Raw genomic sequence first — 22300 nt, forward strand, 5'->3', positions numbered from 1 at the left:
TAATATATAGATTAAAAGGTTCCACTGGCTTAATGAAAAGCTGTGTGGAACCTTTTTGCTTGTTAATATTATTTATAATTACGCATGGAGTTGGGGTATTTTTTATCACTGCCATGCAATTTACCTGATTCTTTTCGTTCTTCGTTACGTTTTTCTCTAAGCTTAGCACGCTTCTTAGATAGTTTTCGCATTCTCTTAAGTCTTGAATGTGTATCTTGTTTTTCTTCTTTTGCTTTTCCTTTTCCGCTTGATAAAAAAGAAGTTAACAGGATAAGTGTTCCCGTAATAGCACCGAACCATGTACCATTTCTGATAAAGCCCCAAAACGCAGCAGATAACTTTTCTGCAGCTGTGGGCTCATTTCGATATTCAAACTTTGGAAGTGTATGACCTTTTTCTTCAGCTTTATCAATACCCACAGGGATTTCTTCTTCTACTTTATCGTAGAGTCTTACCAGACCTTGACCATATTGTTTATTTTCGAAAGCTTCTTCAGCGGTCTGCTTAACCAGCGCTTTGGTTTTACGCTTTGTAAAATAATGTTTAAGCTGCTGGTCAGCATAAATTGTGACCGAATCAGGTGATGCTTCGTTAAATAGAATAACCGCAGCATTAATAGGTTCGGTAAAATCACCAGAATGATAGAGGCCTAATTGATAAGCTTCATAAATACGTTTAGCATATTTTTCAGGCTTGCTGCCTTCTAAGTCTTTCTCAGTCACAACCATTAAATCATAGTTATACCTATTCTCACTTGAATGCTTTTGAAGATGATTAATTTGATCTCTAGTCAAAATATGTGCATTATCTTGTACATAAATATGGTCTTCATTGAGCATCGGTAATGGTTTATACTCTGTTTCACTGCTAGAGATATACGTTGTTCCCATTCCTAACACAAATGTGATCATGAGCACTCTCAATATATTTTTAGAAACCACGGCCAGCACCTCCTCCGCCGCCGGAACCGCCGCCAAAGCCGCCGCCTCCAGAGAATCCGCCAGATGAACCGGATGAATAACCAGCTGAAGTCCCTGTATCACCAATACTTCCAAAGCCTCCATAATAGTTCGTATCAGATGGGCGTCCGCCTCCGCTTTTGCCACCTTTGTGATCATCATCATCTTTTGTAGTTAAAATACCTACAAACAAAGCAAATAATGGATAAAGAATACCCAAAAGGAAAAACAGCAGCAACTCTTTAATACGTCCCCAATAAAAACTGGAACTGCGCTGTGTTAAAAAATGCCATTTAGCCGCTATACTATCAGAGAGCGGTGCATTTTTATCAGTATATTTATAGCCGGTTTGGCTCCTGTCATACATGGCACGATAAATATTCTTAAGACCTGTGTTATAGTTGCCTTTCTTTAAATCTTGAAGACCATAATCATCTATAATAGCCCCCACCCTGGCATCCGTGAAATAACCTTCCAAACCATAGCCGATTTGAATTTCTATCCCTCGGTCTAATGCACCATTTTTCTCATCTAAAGTTAAAAATATTACTATCCCGTTATTAATGTCTTTCTTACCTACACCATATCCGCGTAATAAACGCAGTGCATAATCACGTCTAGGTTCTTCTACTTGATCCATAGTAACCATCAACATTTCAATACCTGTTTCTCGTTCAAGCTTTTTACCCAAGTCATTCATTTCTTTAATTTCATCATCACTTAACAGATGGGCATGATCTTGAATAAACAAGTGGTCTCGATTCAATTCTGGCAAGGGTTGTGTGATTGCGAAGAGTGGTGATGCAAAAGTTAAAATACTTATCAGCACAAACCCTATGACTATGTATATTTTCTTTTTCATACACTTCCCACACTTTACTACAAATTTCTTAATGCAATTCATCTATACAATAAAATAGTTTACCAAAATACTTATCTAAATAGTATGATTTATTTTAAATTTACAATTAATTAATCATTTGTACGAAATAAAAAGTATTAATTCCTTGAGTAAATAGCATAGAAAGCGTTTGGTTAAGACACCCTACGCACTTCCTTCAGACAAACGGAAGTCTGACCCGCCATAATAAAAGCACCTCGAACTGTTCTGTGTTCAAGGCGCTGATATGATTGATTTATTCCCTCTATTGTTATCTTTGCGTGATGTTTTCGATGGCTTCTATGTGATGTTTAGATGTATAGGCTTTGATAGTAAAACCGTTGGACTTATCTAAATCGTAATACCAAATGCCGTTCGAAATTTCATCTGGAGCGTTGTGGAAATCTGTAAATGCGTCTTTAGTCATTTTATCCGGAACCACATACACATGATCGACTTTATTATCCTTATTGTAGCTGACACCAATATCACCGTATAATTCTGCTTTATTCCCATCAATTGTCTTCGTACCTTCAGAGATGCCGTATTCTTTCTCTATTCCATTTTTACTTTCACCTAGTTCAAATCCTTCATACCCCTCTGTATTAGGTGTATGCATATAACCTTGGCTGAATTGCGCTGAGTTCACATCTACATTAACCTTATGTGTTTTCGGCAAAGCAGATGCTTTCGGCTGTGCTTGTCCGATCTGGTTTGAACAAAATACGAAAAACCAATAGATTAAGCCTGCAATCAGAGCTAAGAATACCACAACGAGTACACTGCACCATACGAATGTCTTCAAGTTGCTGTTATCTTGTTTATAATGCAAGATATCCGAACGAGAAAATTGATTGTGCGATGCCGCTGTTCCGCAGTTTGTACAATATTTTTCATTTGAGTTCAATTTATTTTTACATGTTGTACAGATTTTCTTCATATTCTATCCCCCGACAAAACTTTTGCAACTCAATTATATTCAACTTTCAGAAAGTTTTCTACAATAACAGTTTTAAGAAACTGTAAATTTTCAAATGACAAATAAAAAAACACCTCAGTTTCCTGAAGTGTTTGAAGTTTCACGTAAAACATTTTGATTTATAGATAGGGTTAAAACGCCAGCACACCAATGATACACGCAACAATAATCATACATAAAGAAGAACCGACAGCCCATTTCAATACCATTTTCTGGTTTGTACCGTAATCAATACCAATCATACCGACAAGCAAATAACCTGCCGCATATAACGGACTTAATACATGTACCGGCTGACCTAAGATAGAGGCTCTGGCCATCATGGCTTTAGTTACTCCGAATTGTTGTGCAGATTCCGCAAGAATCGGCAAGATACCATAGTAGAACGGATCATTTGCCATAAAGTATGTGAAAGGCATGCTCAAAAGTGCAGTCAACAATGCAAAGTGATTTCCCATTGCATCCGGAACAATATGCACAAGTGCACTTGCCATATGGTCTACCATTTTCGTTCCGCTCATTACACCTGTGAATACACCAGACGCAAACACTAAACTGACTACAGCTAAAATATTGCCTGCATGGCGTTTCACTAAATCAGCTTGTACTTGCAGTTTTGGATAGTTGATAATTAACGCAATGGCAAAGCCAAGCATAAAGAGTACCGGAATCGGCAAGAAGTCGGTGATTAACGCGACTAACAATGCGAATGTCAGAAACGTATTCACGATTGTGAGTTTTGGTCGCAGCAATGCAATTTCATCTTCATCCTTTTCGTTAGAAACATGCATTTCTTCTAATGTCAGAGACAAATGATTTTTAATCCCTACACGTTTGCGTTCTCTCTTTCCTAAGACATAAGCAGCACAAAATGCGAAGATAATCCCTGCAATCATGACAGGAATCAAAGGTGTAAAGACCTCTTCTGTTGTTAATTGCAGCGCTGAAATCGCACGTGCAGTAGGTCCGCCCCAAGGTGTCATATTCATCACACCGATTGATAATAATGCTAAAGTTGATAATATGTATGGATTCATACCCATTTTCTTATACAGCGGCAGCATAGCTGTTACGGTAATAATAAACGTTGTTGTACCGTCTCCGTCTAAAGCAACAATGGATGCTAGCGCTACTGTACCGATCGTTATTTTAACAGGGGCGCCTTTAACCCCTTTCATAATAACGCTGATAACCGGATTGAATAATCCCGCATCAATCATTACGCCGAAGTATAAAATCGCAAACACCAGCATAATCCCTGTCGGCGCAACAGTCGTTAATCCTTTAATAATATCTTTTCCTAAAGTGTCATAAAATCCCCCAACTAATCCGAATACAACTGGCACAATAATTAATGCGACCAGCGCTGACATTTTCCTGCTCATGATCAATGCCATAAAAACAATAATCATAACAAATCCTAATAGTGCTAAATTCATGATGTGTCCCCTTTAATTATGATTTAATTGTCGGCAATCGCTTACAATCAGATATATTGTATCACACCTATTAAGTTTTCGGAATATTCAAATTAATAAAAGCGGATTTTGTGCTATAAAAATATAAAAAATACGTTATCTCCGGAACCTTGACCAGAGATAACGTATTAAATAATGATAATTAAAACTTGTCTTATGCTTGGCTGTTGATGTAGCTGTCTGGGTTTACACTGTATTGATTACCTACGCCACCTTGCATGCGTTGGAAGTGTAAGTGTGGTGCAGTTGAATTACCAGTGCTGCCAGATAAGCCGATTTGATCACCGGCACTCACATCTTGACCTTCTTGAACATTTAATTTATTCATGTGCATATACCATTGGTAATTGTCGCTGTTTTTCTCTTGGATTGTAACTTGGTTGCCGCCGCCGTAGTTACTCCAGCCAGCTTGTGTTACTGTACCGTCTGTTAATGAGTAAACCGGTGTGTTTTCAGGCATACCATAGTCTACACCATAGTGTGCACCGCCGCCGTGGTATTGACCATACGGTTGGATTTTAGGGTGTTTTGTTAACCAGCTTGCGTCATCTGCAGTTGCACCGTCAGCTGATGTGCTTGGTGCACTGTCGCCTGATGTTTGCTGCGCTTGGTCAGAACCTTGTGTAGAACCGCCAGTATTTGCTTGCGGTGCTGAAGTTTGTGCGACATTCGCTTGACCAGAATTGTTTTGAGATGCTGGTGCTTGTGCTGCTTGAACATTTTGTCCGTTATTTGCTGTCGCATTTTGTTCAGGTGCGTTTGTTTGTCCTTGATTTTGGTTATATGTGTTTTCATATTGTGCATTTGAAGCATTTTGGTTTTCAGATGCTTTGTTTGGATTATTTGCGATATCTTCTGATGAAGGTGCTTGGTTCACATCATAACCATTCTTTTGTACGTCTTCGTTTGAAACATTTGCTGAATAGTTATTATCGTCTTGCTGATAGTTAGGGTTTAATAAACTTTGAGGGAAATAGAAATAGTGTGTTGCACCCTCTGAATCAGTTAATGTAAATTGGTATTCTTTATTGTCGAACATTGATTGGTCCCAATTGCCATCCAATGTGTGGTGGTAGTTGCCTTGTGCATCTTTCGTGAAGTATGAGCCATATGAATAACTTTTAGTTTGATCTGCTGTTTGCGTTTGTGCTTGTGATTGTGATTGCGCTTGTGCTGGTGCTGCTTGATTATTTTCAGCCGCATCTGCGTGATGGGTGATGAATCCTACTGATGAAACTCCCAAACCTACAATAGTAGCTGTGACTAATTTATTCATAATGTAAACTAACTCCCGTCCTTAGAATTTTTTTCGATAAATCAAAATTACAAGAGTAAAGGTAACACGGGTCGTTCACTAAATAAAGACGTACAACTATTTTGTAAACAAATGTATTTTGCATGTAATATAATTACCGGACTATTACTAAGTTGTAAGCATTGTGAAGATAGGATAAACGGCACCTTTTTGAGGCAAGTATGTTAAAACTTTATCATCAAATTGAAATGTTTAACACAAAAAATGACGTGTTTCTATGTATGTTTGAAAGACATGGTTTTGATTTTCCCACCCTGAAATTGATTAAACTTACAACTTTATTTCAGTAAAATGTACAACAAAAAGGCACAAAAAGCTAAGACTGCTTTCGCTTCTTGTACCTTTTAAAAATAAAGTAGAGACCGATTAGGAAAAATATAAACAACAAGGCATTACCTAAAAATTGTGCTGCTAAATAAAACGGTAAAATAAATGAGATGAATGCTAAACCAATCGAAATGACTAAAATTGAATAGTACAAACTTCCTTGATTATCATACTTTTCAAAGATACGGCTGAAGCGTGCTTGATACATTTTTGTTAACTTCACGATACAAACACCCATCCCGCCGACCGCAATGAGAAAATATGGCACAAAGAAAGCAATAATTAATATATTCCAAGCAAAGCTTAAGAAATCCTCCATTGTTCTGCTCCTCTATATTTCTATAATTTTCAAAGCATGACGCATTTCTTTATCTATATCTTTTGAACGCCATTCTCTAAAGTAACCTAAAGATACACATTTGTATTGTACCCCGTTTTTCAATATTTCACCTCGAAAATGAACATGCCCCATCAAACTACAGTGAATCGGATAACGTTGATAGAAGGGTTCAAAGTCAGAAGTGCCGATATACGCATTGAAATAATCAAAAATACGATGCGGCATAGGGACTTTGAAACTCGGGTCTGTCACTACATGCGTGACTAAAATGATATTGCGGCGACCTACTTGGCGCAGATCTTTTTCAGCTAATTCTGCCGCTTTGCGCGATACTTCAATATCAGACATTCCCCAATTCACATGAACTTTATCTTGCCACGTGGCACCTTTAAAACGGCGGCGTTCCAAATGTTCTAATGAATATTTAGGGTTCGCATAACTATAATCATACCAGCCGCTGTTGCCTACAATTGCCCATTCATCATTAATGATATAAGGACGTCCCATCAACTGTTCAGGCTGATTTAAGAAGAATGCATGAATATCCTTAGTAGACTGTCCTTCAGGCGACCAATAATCATGATTACCCGGAATAAAGCGAATATCAATCCCTGTCAAAGCCTTCATCTGTTTCACAAACGCATAAGACTTTTGATAGTGATTAGAGATATCACCCGCAATTATCAACATATCCAACTGTGCTTGCTGCACCAGCAATGCTAAATGTTTTGCATATTCATCTTCAGTATAATCTGATGGCCGATCTATATGTAAATCTGATATGGTTCCGATTCTCATGTCTGTCACCCGCTTCCAAATAAGATTGAAGTATATTATCTCATATTTTGTCCGAATAAATAAAAAAACTGAGTAATGGGAACCCATTAAACTCAGCTTTGAAATTATGCGCCTCTCATTACTCTAACTTCATGCTCTACATCTTGTCGCACTTTATTTCTATCTCTTTCTATCCAACCTGGAATTAAGAACGCATCCACAATCATCCAAATCAACGTAGGAATACCAGCTGTAAACCACACAGTCGTCAAAGTTAAAATAAGCAGACCAACACCTGAACCTACCTTTCCAAAATAAAAGCGATGTGCACCTATACCGCCAAAAATCACTAGCAGTACATAAGCAATTACACCTTTTTTAGACTTAGCTTCAACTTGCGATTCAATATAGCTTTTCTCTTGCAAATCCATTAATATCAACCCATCCTCTCATCAAAGTCACTAATTCAATTAGTTAAGACTACTATAGACTACGAGGTGGACCACATACGTCCATATAATCAGTTTGCAATAAAATTCTAGCGAAAAAAATAACAACCTTATCATTTAGTTATACTTGAACAACTTTTGGTATTTAAATATTTATAATTCTAATTATTTTAATATTATACGGGTATCGTATTATGGAGAGTTAGTGCCCTGTAGGTCTCTTCCAGCTGACGCCCTCTATCCATAAACACTATGAGAAGAAAGGGTGATATGTTGGAACAATCTTTGACTTCAGAAAGTACGGTAGATCTTAGAGATATTGATTTTGCTTGGGATCAGCTGATTACTGATGAAGACGAATTGGTGGAGGCTGGCTTTCCTTTAACCCTTTTAGAAAAGTGGATAGAGGAGGGCTCAATAGTGCCTTTCTTTCCAAGAGGCGATAAACGACATTTTTATTCTAAAGATGTGTTCATTGCCACTGTTCATCATGTCTTACATTCATAACATGATGTGGAAGCAGTGGATCGACTTCGGTTGATCCGCTTCCATTCTTATATAGATACCTCAAAAAAAAGAAGTAATTCGCATTACGCCAATCACCTCTTTCTTAATACTTATATTACTTATCGAGATTTAAAAAGTCATTCATAAGACTCACTTTCTTATCTGTCTTTTCTTTTTTGAAATAGCGTTCAAACAGTTTATAATCTATATTTGCGATTTCTTTTAAAAATTCCGGCTCAACTTTTAAGTCTTCTAATAAGTCTTGCGGTGTTATCACCTTTTTTCTAAATAATAAATCTAGCAAACTGTTAATTTTTACTGGATGAGAAATTTTAATTTGTTCATCTAAAGGTTCTAACTTTCTATAATCCTTTTTATTAATAGATGACCAAAAATAACGATACTGAGAACTGGAAATCAACTTAAGATAATATGCTCTCATTCCCATTGCTTGAATAGATACATACCATTTCTCTTTTAATAATTTAAAGTGATCTGGGTTAGATTTTTTTGTGATTTTACTGAAATCTTCTCTAAATTCTAATTCTGGCAATAGAAACTCTGAAGCAAATACATTTGCTTCATTCTCAATAATTTTGTGTTCTTCATTAGTAAGCAAATCGAATTGTACATGTCTGTGTAATAATAAATGACCTAATTCATGTGCGATATCAAAGTTTCTTCTCACAGCAACACCTTTATTGTTACCTAAAATGATATAGGGCATATCATCTTCAGACCAAAAGCTGAACGCATCTGCATCATTATCAATTTTCTTTTCATAAATAATAATTCCTGATTTTTCCAATGTAAAAAGTAAATCATTATTTGCTTTGTTACCAAGTATATGTTCGCGTGCCTTTTTCGCAACTTTTCGGATAATTTCTTTCTGTTTTTTTGCACTATTACTATCTTTTAATATTGCATTAACTTCATCTACTAAATCTAAAATATACATATGCGGAGTTTTAACAAAAGAATATAAATAATCTGTTAAATTTTTAAGGTAAATTGCTTGATAAAATTGCTTATTTAAGTGCTTAGTAGAAACATTTTGATTATCAGCTCTAAATGCAATGGCATGTTTATCTACGCTTACATTGTTAAAGCCATTGATTCGTTTTGTTAAAAAGTAAGATGTTTTTACATTAAACTCTTTAGATAAATCATATATTTTATTAATTTCCGGCATCATATTTTTTACTTCGTATTGCCATATGGCTTGCTCACTTACGTTTATATTATCCGCTAAATTTTTTCTACTAAGTCCTTTAATCAATCTAATGTCCTCTAAATTTTTACCTATAAACATATTGTTCACCTTTTCTTAATCTGATGCCTCTTCCTCTTCACTACCAATTTCAAAACCAAATATATCCTGTGCATCCACCAATTCTTCATCACTATCTCCAGCATTTTGCAGAATTACTAAATCACTATTAGGAATTGAATAATCTTCTTCATCCCTTAATAACTTTTCTAAAACTGGTGTTAAATCCTCAAACAAAATCGCTTGATTGTTGTGTGGATTCGGCACCCAAATTTTAATAGCACTTAATTGCTTTGACTCAGCATCAATTGCATACGTAATAATATTAAAAACTGGTCTTGAACTCATTTTATCAGTTTTTTCAGGATTAAATAACTCCAATTGATATTCTCTTTGTAAATTATTTTGTAATTTCTCAAAGTCTACATTCAAATTTTTATCAACTAGTTCTCTTAAATATTGTTTTTCTTTTTTACCAGACTTATTCAAGGCATTTTTTCCCAATGTTACTTGTTCTGCATTAAAATATTGTTCATTTCTAATAATAAAGTACATACCACTTTTGTCATTCGAGTCCCCGCAGAATTTTACATATTCCCACGTTGGACCTGCATTTTCTTTGGAATAACTATCAATTAAATCTCGTGTTTTTACTACAACTTGATTATCAATATGATTACCTTTCACATACGCATAACCCTTACTGACAACTAATTCTTTTAATGCGTTCTTTCTAACCTTTATGTAGTCTTTATATCCAGAAATAATACCTTTTACAATTTCTTCTTTTAAAGCGATATTAAAGTCTTTCATTTAATCCCCACTTTTGATTTTTACACAATTTTACCTATATTTTTCTGTAAAACCAACTATTTTTTTAAAGTAAATTCGTCAATATGTGTAAAACTTATAAATCACTTAAACATTCCTCATTTATATCATCACTTTTTTTCTATATTGGTACCTCTAGTTTTGAAAACCTTTTCAGTGGTAGTAGGTTAAATATCATTACTTTTTATTTTGAGCTTAACGTAGAATATTATTTGAGGAGCGGATAAGTATGGCAGAACAAGTTGAAGTATTGAATCCTGCAGATAACAGCGTAATTGAAACATTAGATTATACCAGTGAAGATCAAATTAACAGTATGATTGACGCAGCATCCAAAGCTTTTGATCAGTGGCGGAAGGTCGATGCACATGAACGTTCCGCAAAGCTTCAAAAGTGGGCTGACTTAATGATGGAACATAAAGAAGAACTTGCACGTCTGATTACACTAGAAGGTGGAAAAACATATCAAGAAGCTTTAGGCGAAGTGGATTATGCCCATGGTTATGTAGATTGGTATGCAGGAGAAGCTAAACGGATTTACGGCAGAACTATTCCGGCTAATACACCGGACAAAGATGTGATTGTCAGACAATACCCTGTAGGTGTTGTAGGTGCTATTACCCCATGGAACTTCCCTGCCGCAATGATTACACGTAAAATGGCTCCGGCACTTGCGGCGGGATGTACGATTGTATGCAAGCCTGCTGTGCAGACACCTTTAACTACCATTCGCTTAGTTGAACTTGCTCATGAAGCCGGTATTCCTAAAGAAGCTGTACAATATATTGTTGCTTCAGGCAAAGATGCAGGTCGTATCTTTACAACTAATCAAACAATCAGAAAGATTACTTTCACAGGTTCTACACCTGTCGGTAAGACATTAATTGAAGAAAGCGGAAAAATGGTCAAAAATATCACAATGGAGTTAGGCGGCTTAGCACCATTAATTGTTCATAAGGACGCAGATCTTGATTTCGCAGTCGATGAAACGATTAAAAATAAATTCCGTAATGCCGGCCAAACTTGTATTTGTGCCAACCGTTTATACGTTCATGAAGACATTCATGATGAATACGTTAAGAAATTAACAGAAAAAGTCCATGCCTTAAAAGTGGGCAACGGCATGGATGAAGGTGTAGATATCGGTCCGTTAATCAACCAAAAAGGTGTCGATAAAGTCTTAGACCATATTAAAGATGCACAACAAAAAGGCGGCGAATTATCGCGCTCATTAGAAGAAATCCAATCACTTGGCGGCAACTTCTTAAAACCTGTCGTCATTACAAATATGACGCAAGATATGAAACCGATGCGTGAAGAAACATTCGGCCCTGTTATTCCTATTATGAAATACAGCAAAATCGAAGAAGCAGTCGCACTCGCAAATGATACGCAGTTTGGCTTAGCTGCTTATTACTTCACGAATGACTATCGCACAGGCATCTATTTAAACGATGAATTAAATTATGGTGTTGTCGGTTGGAACGATGGTGCACCTTCTGCACCGCACGCACCTTTCGGCGGTGTGAAAGAAAGCGGCTATGGCCGTGAAGGCGGTATTGAAGGTATTGAACCTTATTTAGAAAAACGCTACTTGTCTATCGGCAACTTGAATACACCTGAATAGTTCAATGCATCATAAATTAGGAAAGTGAGTCCGCTCGCTTTCCTTTTTTATGTTTGCTATATCGTTATCCTATATCAACTTTCAATTGAAATTAAGCACGTTGACATGTCTTTTTCTGCTCATGAGACATAACTGTTTTTGATAGTATCTAAACGGTCGATAAAACGGTCAATATAAATTTGCGGTCCTAACATACGTGCTAACGGTGCAAGTTGATATGATGCATAAAATGCGTCGCGTTCTGTACAAGAGACATAAGCGATAACGGTATCATTGTTCGTACGTTTGATGATTTCTCTTATCGCAAACTGCTGTCTGAACATATCCCAGATTGAATTATCTACTTCGAAAATGACTATTCCTTGCTGCTGTGTTGCGCCTATCGTATTTTCTGTGATTTTTAAATTCGAAATATTGCGCATTTTTTCGGTATAAATTTCTTTGTTGTATTCATATGTAAACCAATAATCAAAATGCATGTACATCGTCGATAAAGGTTTCACTTCAATGTTGCGATCATTTAATTTCATCCACATTGTCTTTTTAGTTAATAGGGCTTTATGAATGTTCATCATATTGATGCCCGGCAATGCTTCTTTGCGAATTTGAAAACGATTCAGTACATCCATTAATATACGTCTGTCTTCAATACGGTTATTGTCGATTTCTCTAGAAAATAATTTGTAAATATCCATATGCAAAATCGGTGTCAGACTGATCATTTTAATCATCAGACCCATTAATGCCAAACTGCTTTGGCTGTAAGAACTATTAATCAACCGATAGCCGTCTATACTGCGTTTGTATACGACTTTCGTGTTTTTGTTGTTCCAATACTCACTTTCATAAAAGAAGTGATTAATCGTATTAATATCTCTTTGAATCGATTTTGCGCCGACATGACCAAAATCAGATAAATCTGTTTTACGTACTGTTTCTCCATTGACTAAACGTATGAATAAATTTAATACTCTCGTCGCTTTGTCCACTCTTCTATCAGCTCCTTGGACCATAATATACATGAGCATATGGACGCATATTGTCCGTTACCCTATTATCTGCCGCTTTATATCAAAAACGCTTAAAAAAGTGGACAATATTTTTCGAAAAGCTATCTTTTTAAGGAAAATGAGCAGAATATTTCCTGTTATGCACTTTATGTGTTTAAATGTAATTATAAAAGTTACATTAAGAAGGTGAACCACGTGAACTTAGAATTTAATATTGCTGTGCATCTTCTTGCTTTCTTAACGAAACATGCAGACGAGCGCTTTAACAGTAAAACTTTATCTGAATTGATTTGTATTAATCCAGTCCAATTACGCAGAGTAACCGGAAAACTCATCGAACATGGGTATGTAGAAACTGTACGCGGAAAATACGGCGGCTATCAAGCCAATGAAACAACCCGCTCAGCGAATTTAGCTGACTTATTCAATCTCTTCACAGCTGATCGTTCACAAGGCCGCCTTTTCACCGGCAATACACACAGTGATTGCGAGATTTCCCGAGAAATCGCGAATACGATGGAGAAACACCGCAAACAAGAACATGCATTGTTGATGAACTATTACAAAACATTGACAGTAGAAGATGTTTTACATGAAACATTAGCTTCTGTTTAACACAATCTTGAGGAGGATTATGATGAAACAATATGATTTATTAGTCATTGGTTTTGGTAAAGCAGGTAAAACTTTAGCAAAATTTTCAGCAGGACAAGGTAAAAAAGTAGCAGTCATTGAAAAAGACCAAAAAATGTACGGAGGCACATGCATCAACGTGGGCTGTATCCCTTCTAAAACATTAATTCATGACAGTTTAAACGGCAGTTCATTCGCAGAAGCCTTTGACAGAAAACGCGAAGTTGTCAGTGCATTAAACAATAAAAACTACCACATGCTTGCAGATGAACCTACTGTAGATGTTATTGATGCACGTGCACAATTCAAATCCAATAATGAAGTTGCTATTTTAGATGAATCTGGTCAAGAAACAGAAACAATCACTGCGACAGATATCTTAATCAATACAGGTGCAACTCCTAACATTCCGAACATCGAAGGTATTAAAGATTCAAAACACCTTTATGATTCTGCAGGTATCATGGACTTGCCTTTCCAACCTGAAAACTTAGTCATTATCGGCGGCGGCTATATCGCACTTGAATTTGCGTCTATGTTTGCGAACTTAGGTGTTAAAGTTACAGTACTTGAACATCATTCAGATATTATGCCGAAAGAAGATTCAGAAGTGGTAGAACTTGTGAAAGAAGACTTAACTAACCTTGGCGTAGAGTTAGTATTTGACGCTGAAACAGAACGTTTCGAAGATGGTGAAAAAGGCACAACAGTATACACTTCAAAAGGTAATTTTGATGCGGATGCAGTCTTACTTGCGACTGGACGCAAACCTAACACAGAAGATTTAGGTTTAGAAAATACTGATATCAAAGTCGGAGAACGCGGTGAAGTTGTCGTAAATACGCACCTTCAAACAGACGTACCGCATGTTTATGCTGCTGGCGACGTTGTAGGCGGTATGCAATTCACTTATATTTCATTAGATGACTTCAGAATCGTGAAAGACCAAATCTTCGGCAACGGCGAACGCTCAACAGAAAACCGCGGAGCAGTACCTTACTCTGTATTCATTGATCCGCCGTTATCAAGAGTCGGCTTAACAACTCAACAAGCTGAAGAACAAGGCTACAATGTATACGAAACTAAAGTACCTGTTAAAACAATTCCGCGTCATAAAATCAATAACGACCCGCGCGGTCTCTTCAAAGCAGTTATCGACAAAGACACAGACCAAATTCTTGGTGTGAGCTTGTACGGCAAAGAATCAGAAGAAATTATCAATATCGTTAAACTTGCGATGGACCAAAAAGTACCTTACACAGTACTTGGCAGTAATATCTATACACACCCTACTATGGCTGAATCTTTTAACGACCTATTCAAATAAGCAGTTAATCTAACCTAATCATTTGAGAACACAAAAACACGTGATGGATTTCTATTTTGCAAATCCATCACGTGTTTTATTATGTTTTATTATTCAATTATGAAGGTTCAACAGTCGCTTTTGATTCTGCTTTAGATTTCGCCACCTTAGAAATGTACGTAGATGGTTTATCTTTATCATAGATTGTTAAACCAGTAATATCTTTAGTATATTTCTCTGGTACAAAGAGACTTACAATGTATCCGAATAAGAATGCGATGAAGAATGAAATTGTAGATATATAGAATGGTGAGCTTGCACCGCCGAAACCTCTTAGTAAGTAAGCAACAATAACACCTGTGAATAATCCGACAAGTACGCCGAATGTATTAGCACGTTTTGTGAAAATACCTACCGCAAAGATACCTGCGAGCGGTACACCGAATAGTCCTGTCACAAGTAAGAATAAATCCCACAAGTTGTTAGATTTAGAGGCGATTAAATACATCGCAATGCCATAACTTAACAAACCAGCAATCAGTATTGTTAAACGTGCGAAACGTACTTCGCCTTTGTCTGAACCTCTGCTGAAGAAACGTCTTTTGATATCTTCAGAAATACACGCTGAAATAGAGTTCAAACTTGATGAAATTGTGGATTGTGCAGCCGCAAAGATTGCCGCGATCAATAAGCCTGCCACAAATGGCGGCATTTGCGTAATGATGAAATACGGTACAACAGAAGATGTATTAAAGTCTTTCGGCAACGCTGCTTCATGACTATAGAATGAATACATCATTGTTCCCATCCCGTAGAAAATCGGCGCTGAAATCAATGCCAATAAACCATTAACCCATAATGATTTCTTCGTCTCAGACATTGTGTCAGAAGCCTGATAACGTTGTACCACATCTTGACTGGCTGTATATTGATGCAAGTTATTAAAAATGTTCCCTAAGAAGATAATCGGCAAGGCCGCTGCAGCCGAATTAAACTTCCAGTTATCCGCACTTAATAACTTCTTATCTGCTAAAGCATCTGTCATAATTGTGCCGAAGCCGTCTTTTAGGTTTAATGCACCAATGACAATAATCATCAATGCACCGCCTAATAAGATAACACCTTGAATAAAGTCACTCCATACCACACCTTCAAAACCGCCAAGGAAGGTATAAAGGATACATAAAATCCCTACTAAGCTTGCGACTAAATACGGATTAATATCCGTTACTGCCGTAATTGCCAATGTCGGTAAATAAATCACAATTGCAATACGTCCCAAATGGAAAATCACAAATAACAATGATCCGATAACACGTACACTTGGTCCAAAACGTGCCTCTAAGTACTCATACGCAGATGTAACACGCAGTTTCTTAAAGAATGGTACGTAAAAGATAATCAATAATGGAATAATTGCGACAATCGCAATGTTCCCTGCGATATAAGACCAATCTGTTAAGAATGCTTTCTCTGGTGTCGACATAAACGTAATCGCACTTAACGTCGTCGCGTAGATAGAAAAACCAATTGCCCATGAAGGCAAGCGTCCGCTGGCTGTAAAGAAGCTGTCCTTACTTTGACCAGCACGTTTTGTAAAGTATGCACCAATCAGCAACATGACAACCAGATAGCCAATAAGTGCTACCCAGTTCCATGTCCCAAATCCCACTTGTTGCATAAACAACACCCCTTAATGTTTTCTAATCTGTTTTATAAGTTGTATTTATCAATAAGTTGATTTAATGCTTCGCGGTTTTCTTCGTTGAATGGCGCAAATGGACGTTTTGGTACACCACCGTCAATACCGCGTGATTTTAAGATTTCTTTTAATGTTGGATAGATACCCATGCCTAACACTGTTTCGATAATGTCGTTTGTATCATGTTGAATTTGGTAAGCTTCTTCAATTTTGCCTTCTTTCGCTAAGTCGAAGATTTGGCGTGCACGACGGCCGTTCACATTGTAAGTTGAACCGATTGCACCATCGACACCTGAAATGGCAGCTTGTACCAGCATTTCATCAAATCCAGATAAAATCAGTTTGTCTGGGAATGCTTTTCTGACACGTTCTAATAAGAAGAAGTCCGGTGCAGTGTATTTCACACCTACTACTTTTTCATGATTGAACAGTTCACCGAATTGCTCGATGCTGATATCTACACCTGTTAAGCCAGGAATCGCATAAATAATTAAGTTGTTTTGTGTCGCTTCAATTAAATCGAAGTAATATTGTTTAATCTCTTCGAAAGAGAATGGATAATAGAAAGGCGTAACCGCTGAAATGGCATCATAACCAAGTTCAGTTGCGTATTTGCCTAACTCAATTGCTTCGTTTAAATCTAACGAACCTACTTGCGCAATTAATTTCACATCATTACCTACAGCTTCTTGTGCAAGTTTGAAAATTTGTTTTTTCTGTTCTGTGTTAATTAGGAAGTTTTCGCCAGAACTGCCGTTGACATATAAACCATCTAAGTTCTCTGTTTCAATTGCGTTTTTCGCAATTTTTTTCAGACCTTCTTCTTTGACTTGTCCTTGCTCGTCAAACGGTACGAGTAACGCTGCATATAATCCTTTTAAATGATCTTCCATGTTTAACTCCTCCAAATTAAGTATTTATAGCAATCAGCTATTTATTTAAACTCCAACAAATTCCCCTTTGTTTATAATACATTTACAAAACCAATTGTAAACGCTATCATTTTGCTATACAACTCATTTTGAAATGTTTTAACAAAATATCCTTAAACTAATGAAAATAATTTTCAAAATAGAGCCTACACTTTCACCCCTGAGAGGTCTCTCTATATAATGAAAGTGAATCAGAGGAGGAATGATCCATGTATAAGATTGCTGTAGATATCGGCGGCACTAATATAAAAACAGCTGTGATTAATAAGCAACTAGAAATAACAGATTATAAAAAGATTGATACACCGGATAATCAAAGTGTATTCATTATTGATGAAGTCTATCGCCTCATTGCACAGTTGAAAGAAAAGCATCAACTCAGTGATCCGCCTATCGGCATATCAAGTGCTGGTGTGGTAGATAGTGATTTAGGAGAGATTGTCTATACTGGTCCGACTATCCAAAATTTTGATGGTACAAACTTTAAAAAAGCTTTAGCAGACTTATCATCTGACATTACCGTACATAACGATGTAGATGCGGCGTTATTAGGTGAATTATCTTTCCATGATTACCAAGAAGATACGATTTTCTGCCTGACTCTAGGAACAGGCATCGGAGGTGCATTTTATCATGCACAATTAGGAGTGTATGGCGGTGAACGTCATCGTGCCAATGAAATCGGATATCTGCTTTATAGAGCATCTGATAATAAAACTTTTGAACAACGTGCTTCAACGTCCGCTTTAAAACAGTTGATGGCTGCACATGGATTTGAACATGGTACAGATGTACCAAAATTATTTGATGCGGCTAAAGCTGGTGATTCAAAAGCAGAAGCCATTATAGAAGAATGGTCTGAATATGTCGCAGAAGGTATTGCACAACTTCAAATCATTTATGATCCGGGCTTAATTTTAATCGGCGGCGGCATCTCTTCTCAAGGTGAAAATTTAATCCGCTATATCGAACCTAAACTCAATCAATTCTTACCACCGAATTATGGCCATGCACGCCTTCAAACAACTCAAACTAAGAATAACGCAGCGCTATTCGGGGCGATATCTAAAGGATAAAATATAACCGCATGTTGTGACACCGATTGTCTGTAATCGTTGTGAACATGCGGTTTATTAGTGGTACGGTTGTCTGAATTCAGACAACCCTCAGTCTTACCTGTCATCTTTTCCAAGTACTGTATTACGTGTACGCTGATAAAGCTTATTCATATAATCGTCGTTTAATAATAAGTAGCAAATGATATCCATTAAGAAGGTTGTCGCAGTTTGTGTGTTAATGAAACGGGCATCATTAATATTGGATTTAGCGGAAGTAATCAATACTAAATCCGCATGCTTTGTAATTACGCTGCCTTTATAGTTAGTAATCACTGCGACAAAGGCACCTTGTTTATGGGCTATTTCAGCCGCATCCGCAAGCTCTTGTGTTTCTCCGCTGTTTGAGATAGCCACAAACATATCTTGGGAAGATAACAATGACGCTGAAATTTTCATTTGATGTGCATCTGTTGAAACGTTGCCTCTGATGCCCATACGCATCGTTCTATAATAGAATTCGCTGGCAGTTAATCCTGAACTGCCTAACCCTGCATAGCTCACTTGTCTGCTTGTTTTCAGATAATGTGCAAAGCGCTTAATCTTTTCTTCAGAAATGAACTCTCCAGTTTGCTGGATGATACTTTGATGGTAACGATGGATGAGTTGGACAATCGGTGCGTTTTCGACTACTTTTTCAGATTTCTCATGCTGCAAGCTGAATTTCATATCTTGAAAGTTGCTATACTCTAACTTGTTGCTGAAACGCGTGATGGTCGCTGGAGAAGTGCCGATGGCATGTGCTAGCGAGTTGATGGTAGAGAAGCGATCGTCTAATTCATTCGTACGTATAAATTCTATGATTTTCTTATCCATTTTAGTTAATAGATGGCGGCTGCGTTGAACACGATTTTCAAACTTCATACGGTTTCACTCCCATTTCATACAGTAGTTGCCTATAGTATACATGAAAAACTTTTTCAATTGGTAGTAAAGAATTGAATAAAATTTTCTTAGTGTTATGATATGAGTAAATCAAACGACCCTTAGTTAATACTTTTACAAATACAAATTTTTGGAGTGTGTTGTCATGTTACCTCATGGATTAATCGTTTCATGCCAAGCTTTGCCTGATGAGCCCTTACATTCATCATTTATTATGTCTAAAATGGCATTAGCTGCTTATCAAGGCGGAGCTGTCGGCATTCGCGCAAATACAAAAGAAGATATCATTGCGATTAAAGAAGAAGTCCCATTACCTGTTATCGGAATCGTTAAAAGGGATTATCCAGATTCTAAAGTATTTATTACTGCGACTTCTAAAGAAGTCGATGAACTGATTGAAAGTAAATGCGAAGTCATCGCATTAGATGCGACAAAACAAGAACGTCCTAAAGAATCATTAGAAGCACTTGTCTCATACATTCGAGATAACGCACCTGGTGTTGAAATTATGGCTGATATCTCTACAGTCGAAGAAGCTGTGCACGCTGATCAACTCGGATTTGATTACGTGGGTACAACATTACGCGGCTATACAGACTATACAAAAGGTCATATTTTATATGAGAATAACTTCGCATTTTTAAAAGAAGTGTTAGATAATGTTAAAGCAAAGGTTATCGCTGAAGGCAATGTCATTACACCAGAAATGTATCAAGCTGTCAGCAGCTTAGGTGTACATTGCACAGTGGTCGGCGGTGCGATTACACGTCCTAAACAGATTACAGAACGCTTTGTGAATGCCGCAAAAGAATAATCAACTACTCGGAGGATTGGAAATGCAACTTTACAACTTAAGAAACAAACAACTTGCCAGTCAATACGTCGCAACTGAATTCTTGAAACAAATCAAACATCATCCAGATGCTGTGTTAGGTTTAGCTACAGGTTCAACAATGACCGAATTGTATACACAGCTTTCTGATTTACTAGATGCTAATACCATTGATGTGAGCGGTGTCAGAACCTTTAACTTAGATGAATATGTCGGTGCTAAACCTACAGATTTGCACAGCTACCATGCTTATATGCATCAACGCTTTTTCGGCCAAAACGAACAGTGGAATCCTGAAAATATTTATATTCCTAACGGCAGCGCAGCTGACTTAGCACAAGAGGCTGAAGATTATGAAGCAGCACTTAAAGCTGTCGGTCAACCTGATATTCAAATATTAGGTATCGGCGAAAATGGACATATCGGTTTTAATGAACCCGGCACACCATTTGATAGTGTAACAAGGGTCGTAGACTTAACACCTTCTACATTACATGCGAACAGTGTGCATTTCGCACATTTAGATGATGTGCCTAAACAAGCACTCTCTATGGGTCTTGCATCTATTATGCGTGCCAAACGCATAATCTTATTAGCTTTCGGAGATAAGAAAATTGATGCAATCCAAAAACTAATACATGGTGAAACTACAGAGGCCCTGCCTGCTTCTATCTTGCATAATCATCCGAATGTTGAAATCATTGTAGATGATGTGATTTATCAAGCGATTAAATAACAAAAATTCATCCTGTCTCATTGAACGAGTCAGGATGAATTTTTTTAATGTTGTTTTTGATATTTTTTGTTCGCTATGAAGAGTAGTAGTGGCAATAATACATAGCCGATAAGCATTGCGATAATCGCAAAGTAGTTCGGTGTTGCTTGTCCATGTTCTATTATTGAAAATTGACCTTTCCAATCAAACTTTGTCAGTAATATTAAAGTAAGTACCACTGCGATACTCGGTAAAATGACATCTGTAAATTTACTTTTATATACATTCGGCAATACTTGCCCTTTTGCTTTTCCGTAATAAAATAGTATGACACCGATCGGTACAACTAAAAATTGGATAAAGCGTGAAATCGAACTGATGACAATGATACTGACCATATTGTATTGGAATGCCATAGGGATAATCAATGCGACTAAGAAAGTTGTGATGAATGCATTGAATGGGCAATCATAACGTGTTCTTTGTTTGAACCAAGACGGAACTTGGTTTTCATTTGCAATTGCTTCTAGGATTCTTGGTGTAGAAAAAGAACCTGCAATACTGATTCCGAACATAGAAACCAAAGCACCGTATAAAATAATGTTAGAGATTACCGGTGACTGGAAGACCGTCACTAGAGATACCACATGCTTGCTGTGAAGCACAGCAGTCGGGTTAATCATCATTACCACTGAAATGATACTGATGTAAATCGCTGCGATGATTAAAATCGCAAGCGGAATAGCTCTCGGCAAGTTTTTCTCAGGCTGCTTCATATCTTCTGCACCGCTCGCAACACTTTCAAAGCCGACAAAAGCATAAAAGGCCGCAATGACTGCCATAACAAAAGCAGAAGTGTTTAATTGAGACGTATCGACAAGTCGATTAATATCATTGAAGTGTGATGTACCTGTTGTAATAACGATAATAAATCCGACAATGATTGTTGTGACTAATGCGGCTAATTTTCCGATAGTCGATAAATTGTTAAAGAACTCAAATACTTTGTTTCCAGTGATGTTGATTAATAATAAAATCACCATCAGTATCAGCAACCCTATTGTTACAGATAAAAAATTTTTATTGTCGCCGCCGAAAATAGCAATAGCTGTTTTGACCACTGCTGTTGCGATAACACCCCACGCAATACTTGCTGCGATGAAACGTGTGATCCCTACATAGAAACCAACGTTTTCTCCAAAGGCAGAAGTAGCGTAGGCATAAGCCGCACCGCTTTTATTTACATACTTCGCTGCTGCCGCAAACGTAATCGCTAAAACTGCCGCAAAGACTGCTGCTGCACAATAAACAAGAATCGTATACTTTCCTGCCTTTTGTATGACAGCCCCTGGAGATAAGAAAATACCAGAACCTATAATAGAGTTGATAGCCAATAAGACAATAGACCAAAATCCTAATTTCTTCATGATG

The 22300-nt window shown here is 37.0% G+C and carries 22 protein-coding genes; 7 read left to right on the forward strand and 15 right to left on the reverse strand.

Annotated features, from left to right (window positions below; translation table 11 throughout):
- Nucleotides 1–68: 68 nt before the first annotated feature.
- From C7N65_RS08145 to C7N65_RS08180, 8 genes are all read right to left on the reverse strand, one after another.
- Entirely contained in the window at nucleotides 69–941 is an 873-nt protein-coding gene (locus C7N65_RS08145; protein ID WP_105993983.1) for a TPM domain-containing protein, read from the reverse strand.
- Nucleotides 931–1821 carry a TPM domain-containing protein gene (locus C7N65_RS08150; protein WP_158698112.1) on the reverse strand — a complete coding sequence of 297 codons (891 nt, stop codon included), beginning with the start codon at nucleotides 1819–1821 and terminating at the stop codon, nucleotides 931–933. Before C7N65_RS08150 ends, C7N65_RS08145 begins: the two co-directional genes overlap by 11 nt.
- A gap of 289 nt (nucleotides 1822–2110) precedes the next feature.
- Nucleotides 2111–2779, reverse strand: a complete 669-nt coding sequence (locus C7N65_RS08155) for a zinc ribbon domain-containing protein (RefSeq protein WP_105993985.1) — start codon at nucleotides 2777–2779, stop codon at nucleotides 2111–2113.
- A gap of 170 nt (nucleotides 2780–2949) precedes the next feature.
- Nucleotides 2950–4257, reverse strand: a complete 1308-nt coding sequence (locus C7N65_RS08160) for a CitMHS family transporter (protein WP_105993986.1) — start codon at nucleotides 4255–4257, stop codon at nucleotides 2950–2952.
- A 193-nt stretch (nucleotides 4258–4450) separates the two neighbouring features.
- Nucleotides 4451–5572 carry a M23 family metallopeptidase gene (locus tag C7N65_RS08165; RefSeq protein WP_105993987.1) on the reverse strand — a complete coding sequence of 374 codons (1122 nt, stop codon included), beginning with the start codon at nucleotides 5570–5572 and terminating at the stop codon, nucleotides 4451–4453.
- A 355-nt stretch (nucleotides 5573–5927) separates the two neighbouring features.
- Complete coding sequence (locus tag C7N65_RS08170; RefSeq protein ID WP_105993988.1) at nucleotides 5928–6257, reverse strand: hypothetical protein; 330 nt, start codon at nucleotides 6255–6257, stop codon at nucleotides 5928–5930.
- Nucleotides 6258–6269: 12 nt separating this feature from the next.
- Nucleotides 6270–7076: a metallophosphoesterase gene (locus C7N65_RS08175; RefSeq protein WP_105993989.1), complete on the reverse strand. Its 807-nt coding sequence runs from the start codon at nucleotides 7074–7076 to the stop codon at nucleotides 6270–6272.
- 104 nt (nucleotides 7077–7180) lie between these two features.
- The gene (locus C7N65_RS08180) at nucleotides 7181–7486 is read right to left on the reverse strand and encodes a TM2 domain-containing protein (protein ID WP_105993990.1); all 306 of its coding nucleotides are present in this window, start codon (nucleotides 7484–7486) and stop codon (nucleotides 7181–7183) included.
- A 288-nt stretch (nucleotides 7487–7774) separates the two neighbouring features.
- Between C7N65_RS08180 and C7N65_RS08185 the strand changes: the two genes are divergently transcribed.
- On the forward strand, nucleotides 7775–8011 hold the full coding sequence (locus C7N65_RS08185) for a hypothetical protein (protein WP_232167599.1): 237 nt from the start codon (nucleotides 7775–7777) through the stop codon (nucleotides 8009–8011).
- Between the two features lie 115 nt (nucleotides 8012–8126).
- Here the strand turns inward: C7N65_RS08185 and C7N65_RS08190 are convergent, their stop codons facing one another.
- Both C7N65_RS08190 and C7N65_RS08195 read right to left on the reverse strand, forming a co-directional pair.
- The gene (locus tag C7N65_RS08190) at nucleotides 8127–9323 is read right to left on the reverse strand and encodes a helix-turn-helix domain-containing protein (protein ID WP_105993991.1); all 1197 of its coding nucleotides are present in this window, start codon (nucleotides 9321–9323) and stop codon (nucleotides 8127–8129) included.
- A gap of 15 nt (nucleotides 9324–9338) precedes the next feature.
- Nucleotides 9339–10094, reverse strand: coding sequence for a hypothetical protein (locus tag C7N65_RS08195; protein ID WP_105993992.1), 756 nt, complete (start codon nucleotides 10092–10094; stop codon nucleotides 9339–9341).
- Between the two features lie 247 nt (nucleotides 10095–10341).
- On the opposite strand from C7N65_RS08195, the gene C7N65_RS08200 reads away from it, so the two are divergent.
- A complete protein-coding gene (locus C7N65_RS08200; RefSeq protein WP_105993993.1) occupies nucleotides 10342–11739 on the forward strand; it encodes an NAD-dependent succinate-semialdehyde dehydrogenase in 1398 nt (465 codons plus the stop codon).
- 119 nt (nucleotides 11740–11858) lie between these two features.
- Here the strand turns inward: C7N65_RS08200 and C7N65_RS08205 are convergent, their stop codons facing one another.
- On the reverse strand, nucleotides 11859–12728 hold the full coding sequence (locus C7N65_RS08205) for a hypothetical protein (protein ID WP_105993994.1): 870 nt from the start codon (nucleotides 12726–12728) through the stop codon (nucleotides 11859–11861).
- A 216-nt stretch (nucleotides 12729–12944) separates the two neighbouring features.
- Here C7N65_RS08205 and hypR point away from each other — a divergent pair, with 216 nt between their 5' ends.
- Nucleotides 12945–13364, forward strand: a complete 420-nt coding sequence (hypR, locus tag C7N65_RS08210; RefSeq protein ID WP_105993995.1) for a redox-sensitive transcriptional regulator HypR — start codon at nucleotides 12945–12947, stop codon at nucleotides 13362–13364.
- 22 nt (nucleotides 13365–13386) lie between these two features.
- Entirely contained in the window at nucleotides 13387–14709 is a 1323-nt protein-coding gene (merA, locus tag C7N65_RS08215) for a hypothiocyanous acid reductase MerA (RefSeq protein WP_105993996.1), read from the forward strand.
- Nucleotides 14710–14806: 97 nt separating this feature from the next.
- Here merA and C7N65_RS08220 read toward each other — a convergent pair whose 3' ends face one another.
- Nucleotides 14807–16369 (reverse strand): sodium:solute symporter, encoded by a 1563-nt coding sequence (locus C7N65_RS08220; protein ID WP_105993997.1) that lies wholly within the window; start codon nucleotides 16367–16369, stop codon nucleotides 14807–14809.
- A gap of 32 nt (nucleotides 16370–16401) precedes the next feature.
- Nucleotides 16402–17283: an N-acetylneuraminate lyase gene (locus tag C7N65_RS08225; protein WP_105993998.1), complete on the reverse strand. Its 882-nt coding sequence runs from the start codon at nucleotides 17281–17283 to the stop codon at nucleotides 16402–16404.
- Nucleotides 17284–17531: 248 nt separating this feature from the next.
- On the opposite strand from C7N65_RS08225, the gene C7N65_RS08230 reads away from it, so the two are divergent.
- A complete protein-coding gene (locus tag C7N65_RS08230; RefSeq protein WP_105993999.1) occupies nucleotides 17532–18398 on the forward strand; it encodes an ROK family protein in 867 nt (288 codons plus the stop codon).
- A 96-nt stretch (nucleotides 18399–18494) separates the two neighbouring features.
- On the opposite strand, the gene C7N65_RS08235 is transcribed toward C7N65_RS08230, so the two are convergent.
- Nucleotides 18495–19301 carry a MurR/RpiR family transcriptional regulator gene (locus tag C7N65_RS08235; RefSeq protein WP_105994000.1) on the reverse strand — a complete coding sequence of 269 codons (807 nt, stop codon included), beginning with the start codon at nucleotides 19299–19301 and terminating at the stop codon, nucleotides 18495–18497.
- A gap of 166 nt (nucleotides 19302–19467) precedes the next feature.
- Between C7N65_RS08235 and C7N65_RS08240 the strand changes: the two genes are divergently transcribed.
- Both C7N65_RS08240 and C7N65_RS08245 read left to right on the forward strand, forming a co-directional pair.
- Nucleotides 19468–20136 carry an N-acetylmannosamine-6-phosphate 2-epimerase gene (locus C7N65_RS08240; RefSeq protein WP_105994001.1) on the forward strand — a complete coding sequence of 223 codons (669 nt, stop codon included), beginning with the start codon at nucleotides 19468–19470 and terminating at the stop codon, nucleotides 20134–20136.
- 22 nt (nucleotides 20137–20158) lie between these two features.
- Nucleotides 20159–20890 (forward strand): glucosamine-6-phosphate deaminase, encoded by a 732-nt coding sequence (locus C7N65_RS08245; protein WP_105994002.1) that lies wholly within the window; start codon nucleotides 20159–20161, stop codon nucleotides 20888–20890.
- 44 nt (nucleotides 20891–20934) lie between these two features.
- Here the strand turns inward: C7N65_RS08245 and C7N65_RS08250 are convergent, their stop codons facing one another.
- Nucleotides 20935–22296 (reverse strand): APC family permease, encoded by a 1362-nt coding sequence (locus C7N65_RS08250; protein WP_105994003.1) that lies wholly within the window; start codon nucleotides 22294–22296, stop codon nucleotides 20935–20937.
- Nucleotides 22297–22300: the final 4 nt, after the last annotated feature.

Source organism: Staphylococcus simulans (genome assembly GCF_002994445.1).
In the GTDB taxonomy this organism is placed as follows: Bacteria; Bacillota; Bacilli; order Staphylococcales; family Staphylococcaceae; genus Staphylococcus; species Staphylococcus simulans_B.

Coding starts and splice junctions, on each gene's coding strand:
- C7N65_RS08150 (WP_158698112.1), bottom strand. CDS start 1,821: ATGAAAAAGAAAATATACATAGTCATAGGGTTTGTGCTGATAAGTATT.
- C7N65_RS08155 (WP_105993985.1), bottom strand. CDS start 2,779: ATGAAGAAAATCTGTACAACATGTAAAAATAAATTGAACTCAAATGAA.
- C7N65_RS08160 (WP_105993986.1), bottom strand. CDS start 4,257: ATGAATTTAGCACTATTAGGATTTGTTATGATTATTGTTTTTATGGCA.
- C7N65_RS08165 (WP_105993987.1), bottom strand. CDS start 5,572: ATGAATAAATTAGTCACAGCTACTATTGTAGGTTTGGGAGTTTCATCA.
- C7N65_RS08170 (WP_105993988.1), bottom strand. CDS start 6,257: ATGGAGGATTTCTTAAGCTTTGCTTGGAATATATTAATTATTGCTTTC.
- C7N65_RS08175 (WP_105993989.1), bottom strand. CDS start 7,076: ATGAGAATCGGAACCATATCAGATTTACATATAGATCGGCCATCAGAT.
- C7N65_RS08180 (WP_105993990.1), bottom strand. CDS start 7,486: ATGGATTTGCAAGAGAAAAGCTATATTGAATCGCAAGTTGAAGCTAAG.
- C7N65_RS08185 (WP_232167599.1), top strand. CDS start 7,775: ATGTTGGAACAATCTTTGACTTCAGAAAGTACGGTAGATCTTAGAGAT.
- C7N65_RS08190 (WP_105993991.1), bottom strand. CDS start 9,323: ATGTTTATAGGTAAAAATTTAGAGGACATTAGATTGATTAAAGGACTT.
- C7N65_RS08195 (WP_105993992.1), bottom strand. CDS start 10,094: ATGAAAGACTTTAATATCGCTTTAAAAGAAGAAATTGTAAAAGGTATT.
- C7N65_RS08200 (WP_105993993.1), top strand. CDS start 10,342: ATGGCAGAACAAGTTGAAGTATTGAATCCTGCAGATAACAGCGTAATT.
- merA (WP_105993996.1), top strand. CDS start 13,387: ATGAAACAATATGATTTATTAGTCATTGGTTTTGGTAAAGCAGGTAAA.
- C7N65_RS08220 (WP_105993997.1), bottom strand. CDS start 16,369: ATGCAACAAGTGGGATTTGGGACATGGAACTGGGTAGCACTTATTGGC.
- C7N65_RS08225 (WP_105993998.1), bottom strand. CDS start 17,283: ATGGAAGATCATTTAAAAGGATTATATGCAGCGTTACTCGTACCGTTT.
- C7N65_RS08230 (WP_105993999.1), top strand. CDS start 17,532: ATGTATAAGATTGCTGTAGATATCGGCGGCACTAATATAAAAACAGCT.
- C7N65_RS08235 (WP_105994000.1), bottom strand. CDS start 19,301: ATGAAGTTTGAAAATCGTGTTCAACGCAGCCGCCATCTATTAACTAAA.
- C7N65_RS08240 (WP_105994001.1), top strand. CDS start 19,468: ATGTTACCTCATGGATTAATCGTTTCATGCCAAGCTTTGCCTGATGAG.
- C7N65_RS08245 (WP_105994002.1), top strand. CDS start 20,159: ATGCAACTTTACAACTTAAGAAACAAACAACTTGCCAGTCAATACGTC.
- C7N65_RS08250 (WP_105994003.1), bottom strand. CDS start 22,296: ATGAAGAAATTAGGATTTTGGTCTATTGTCTTATTGGCTATCAACTCT.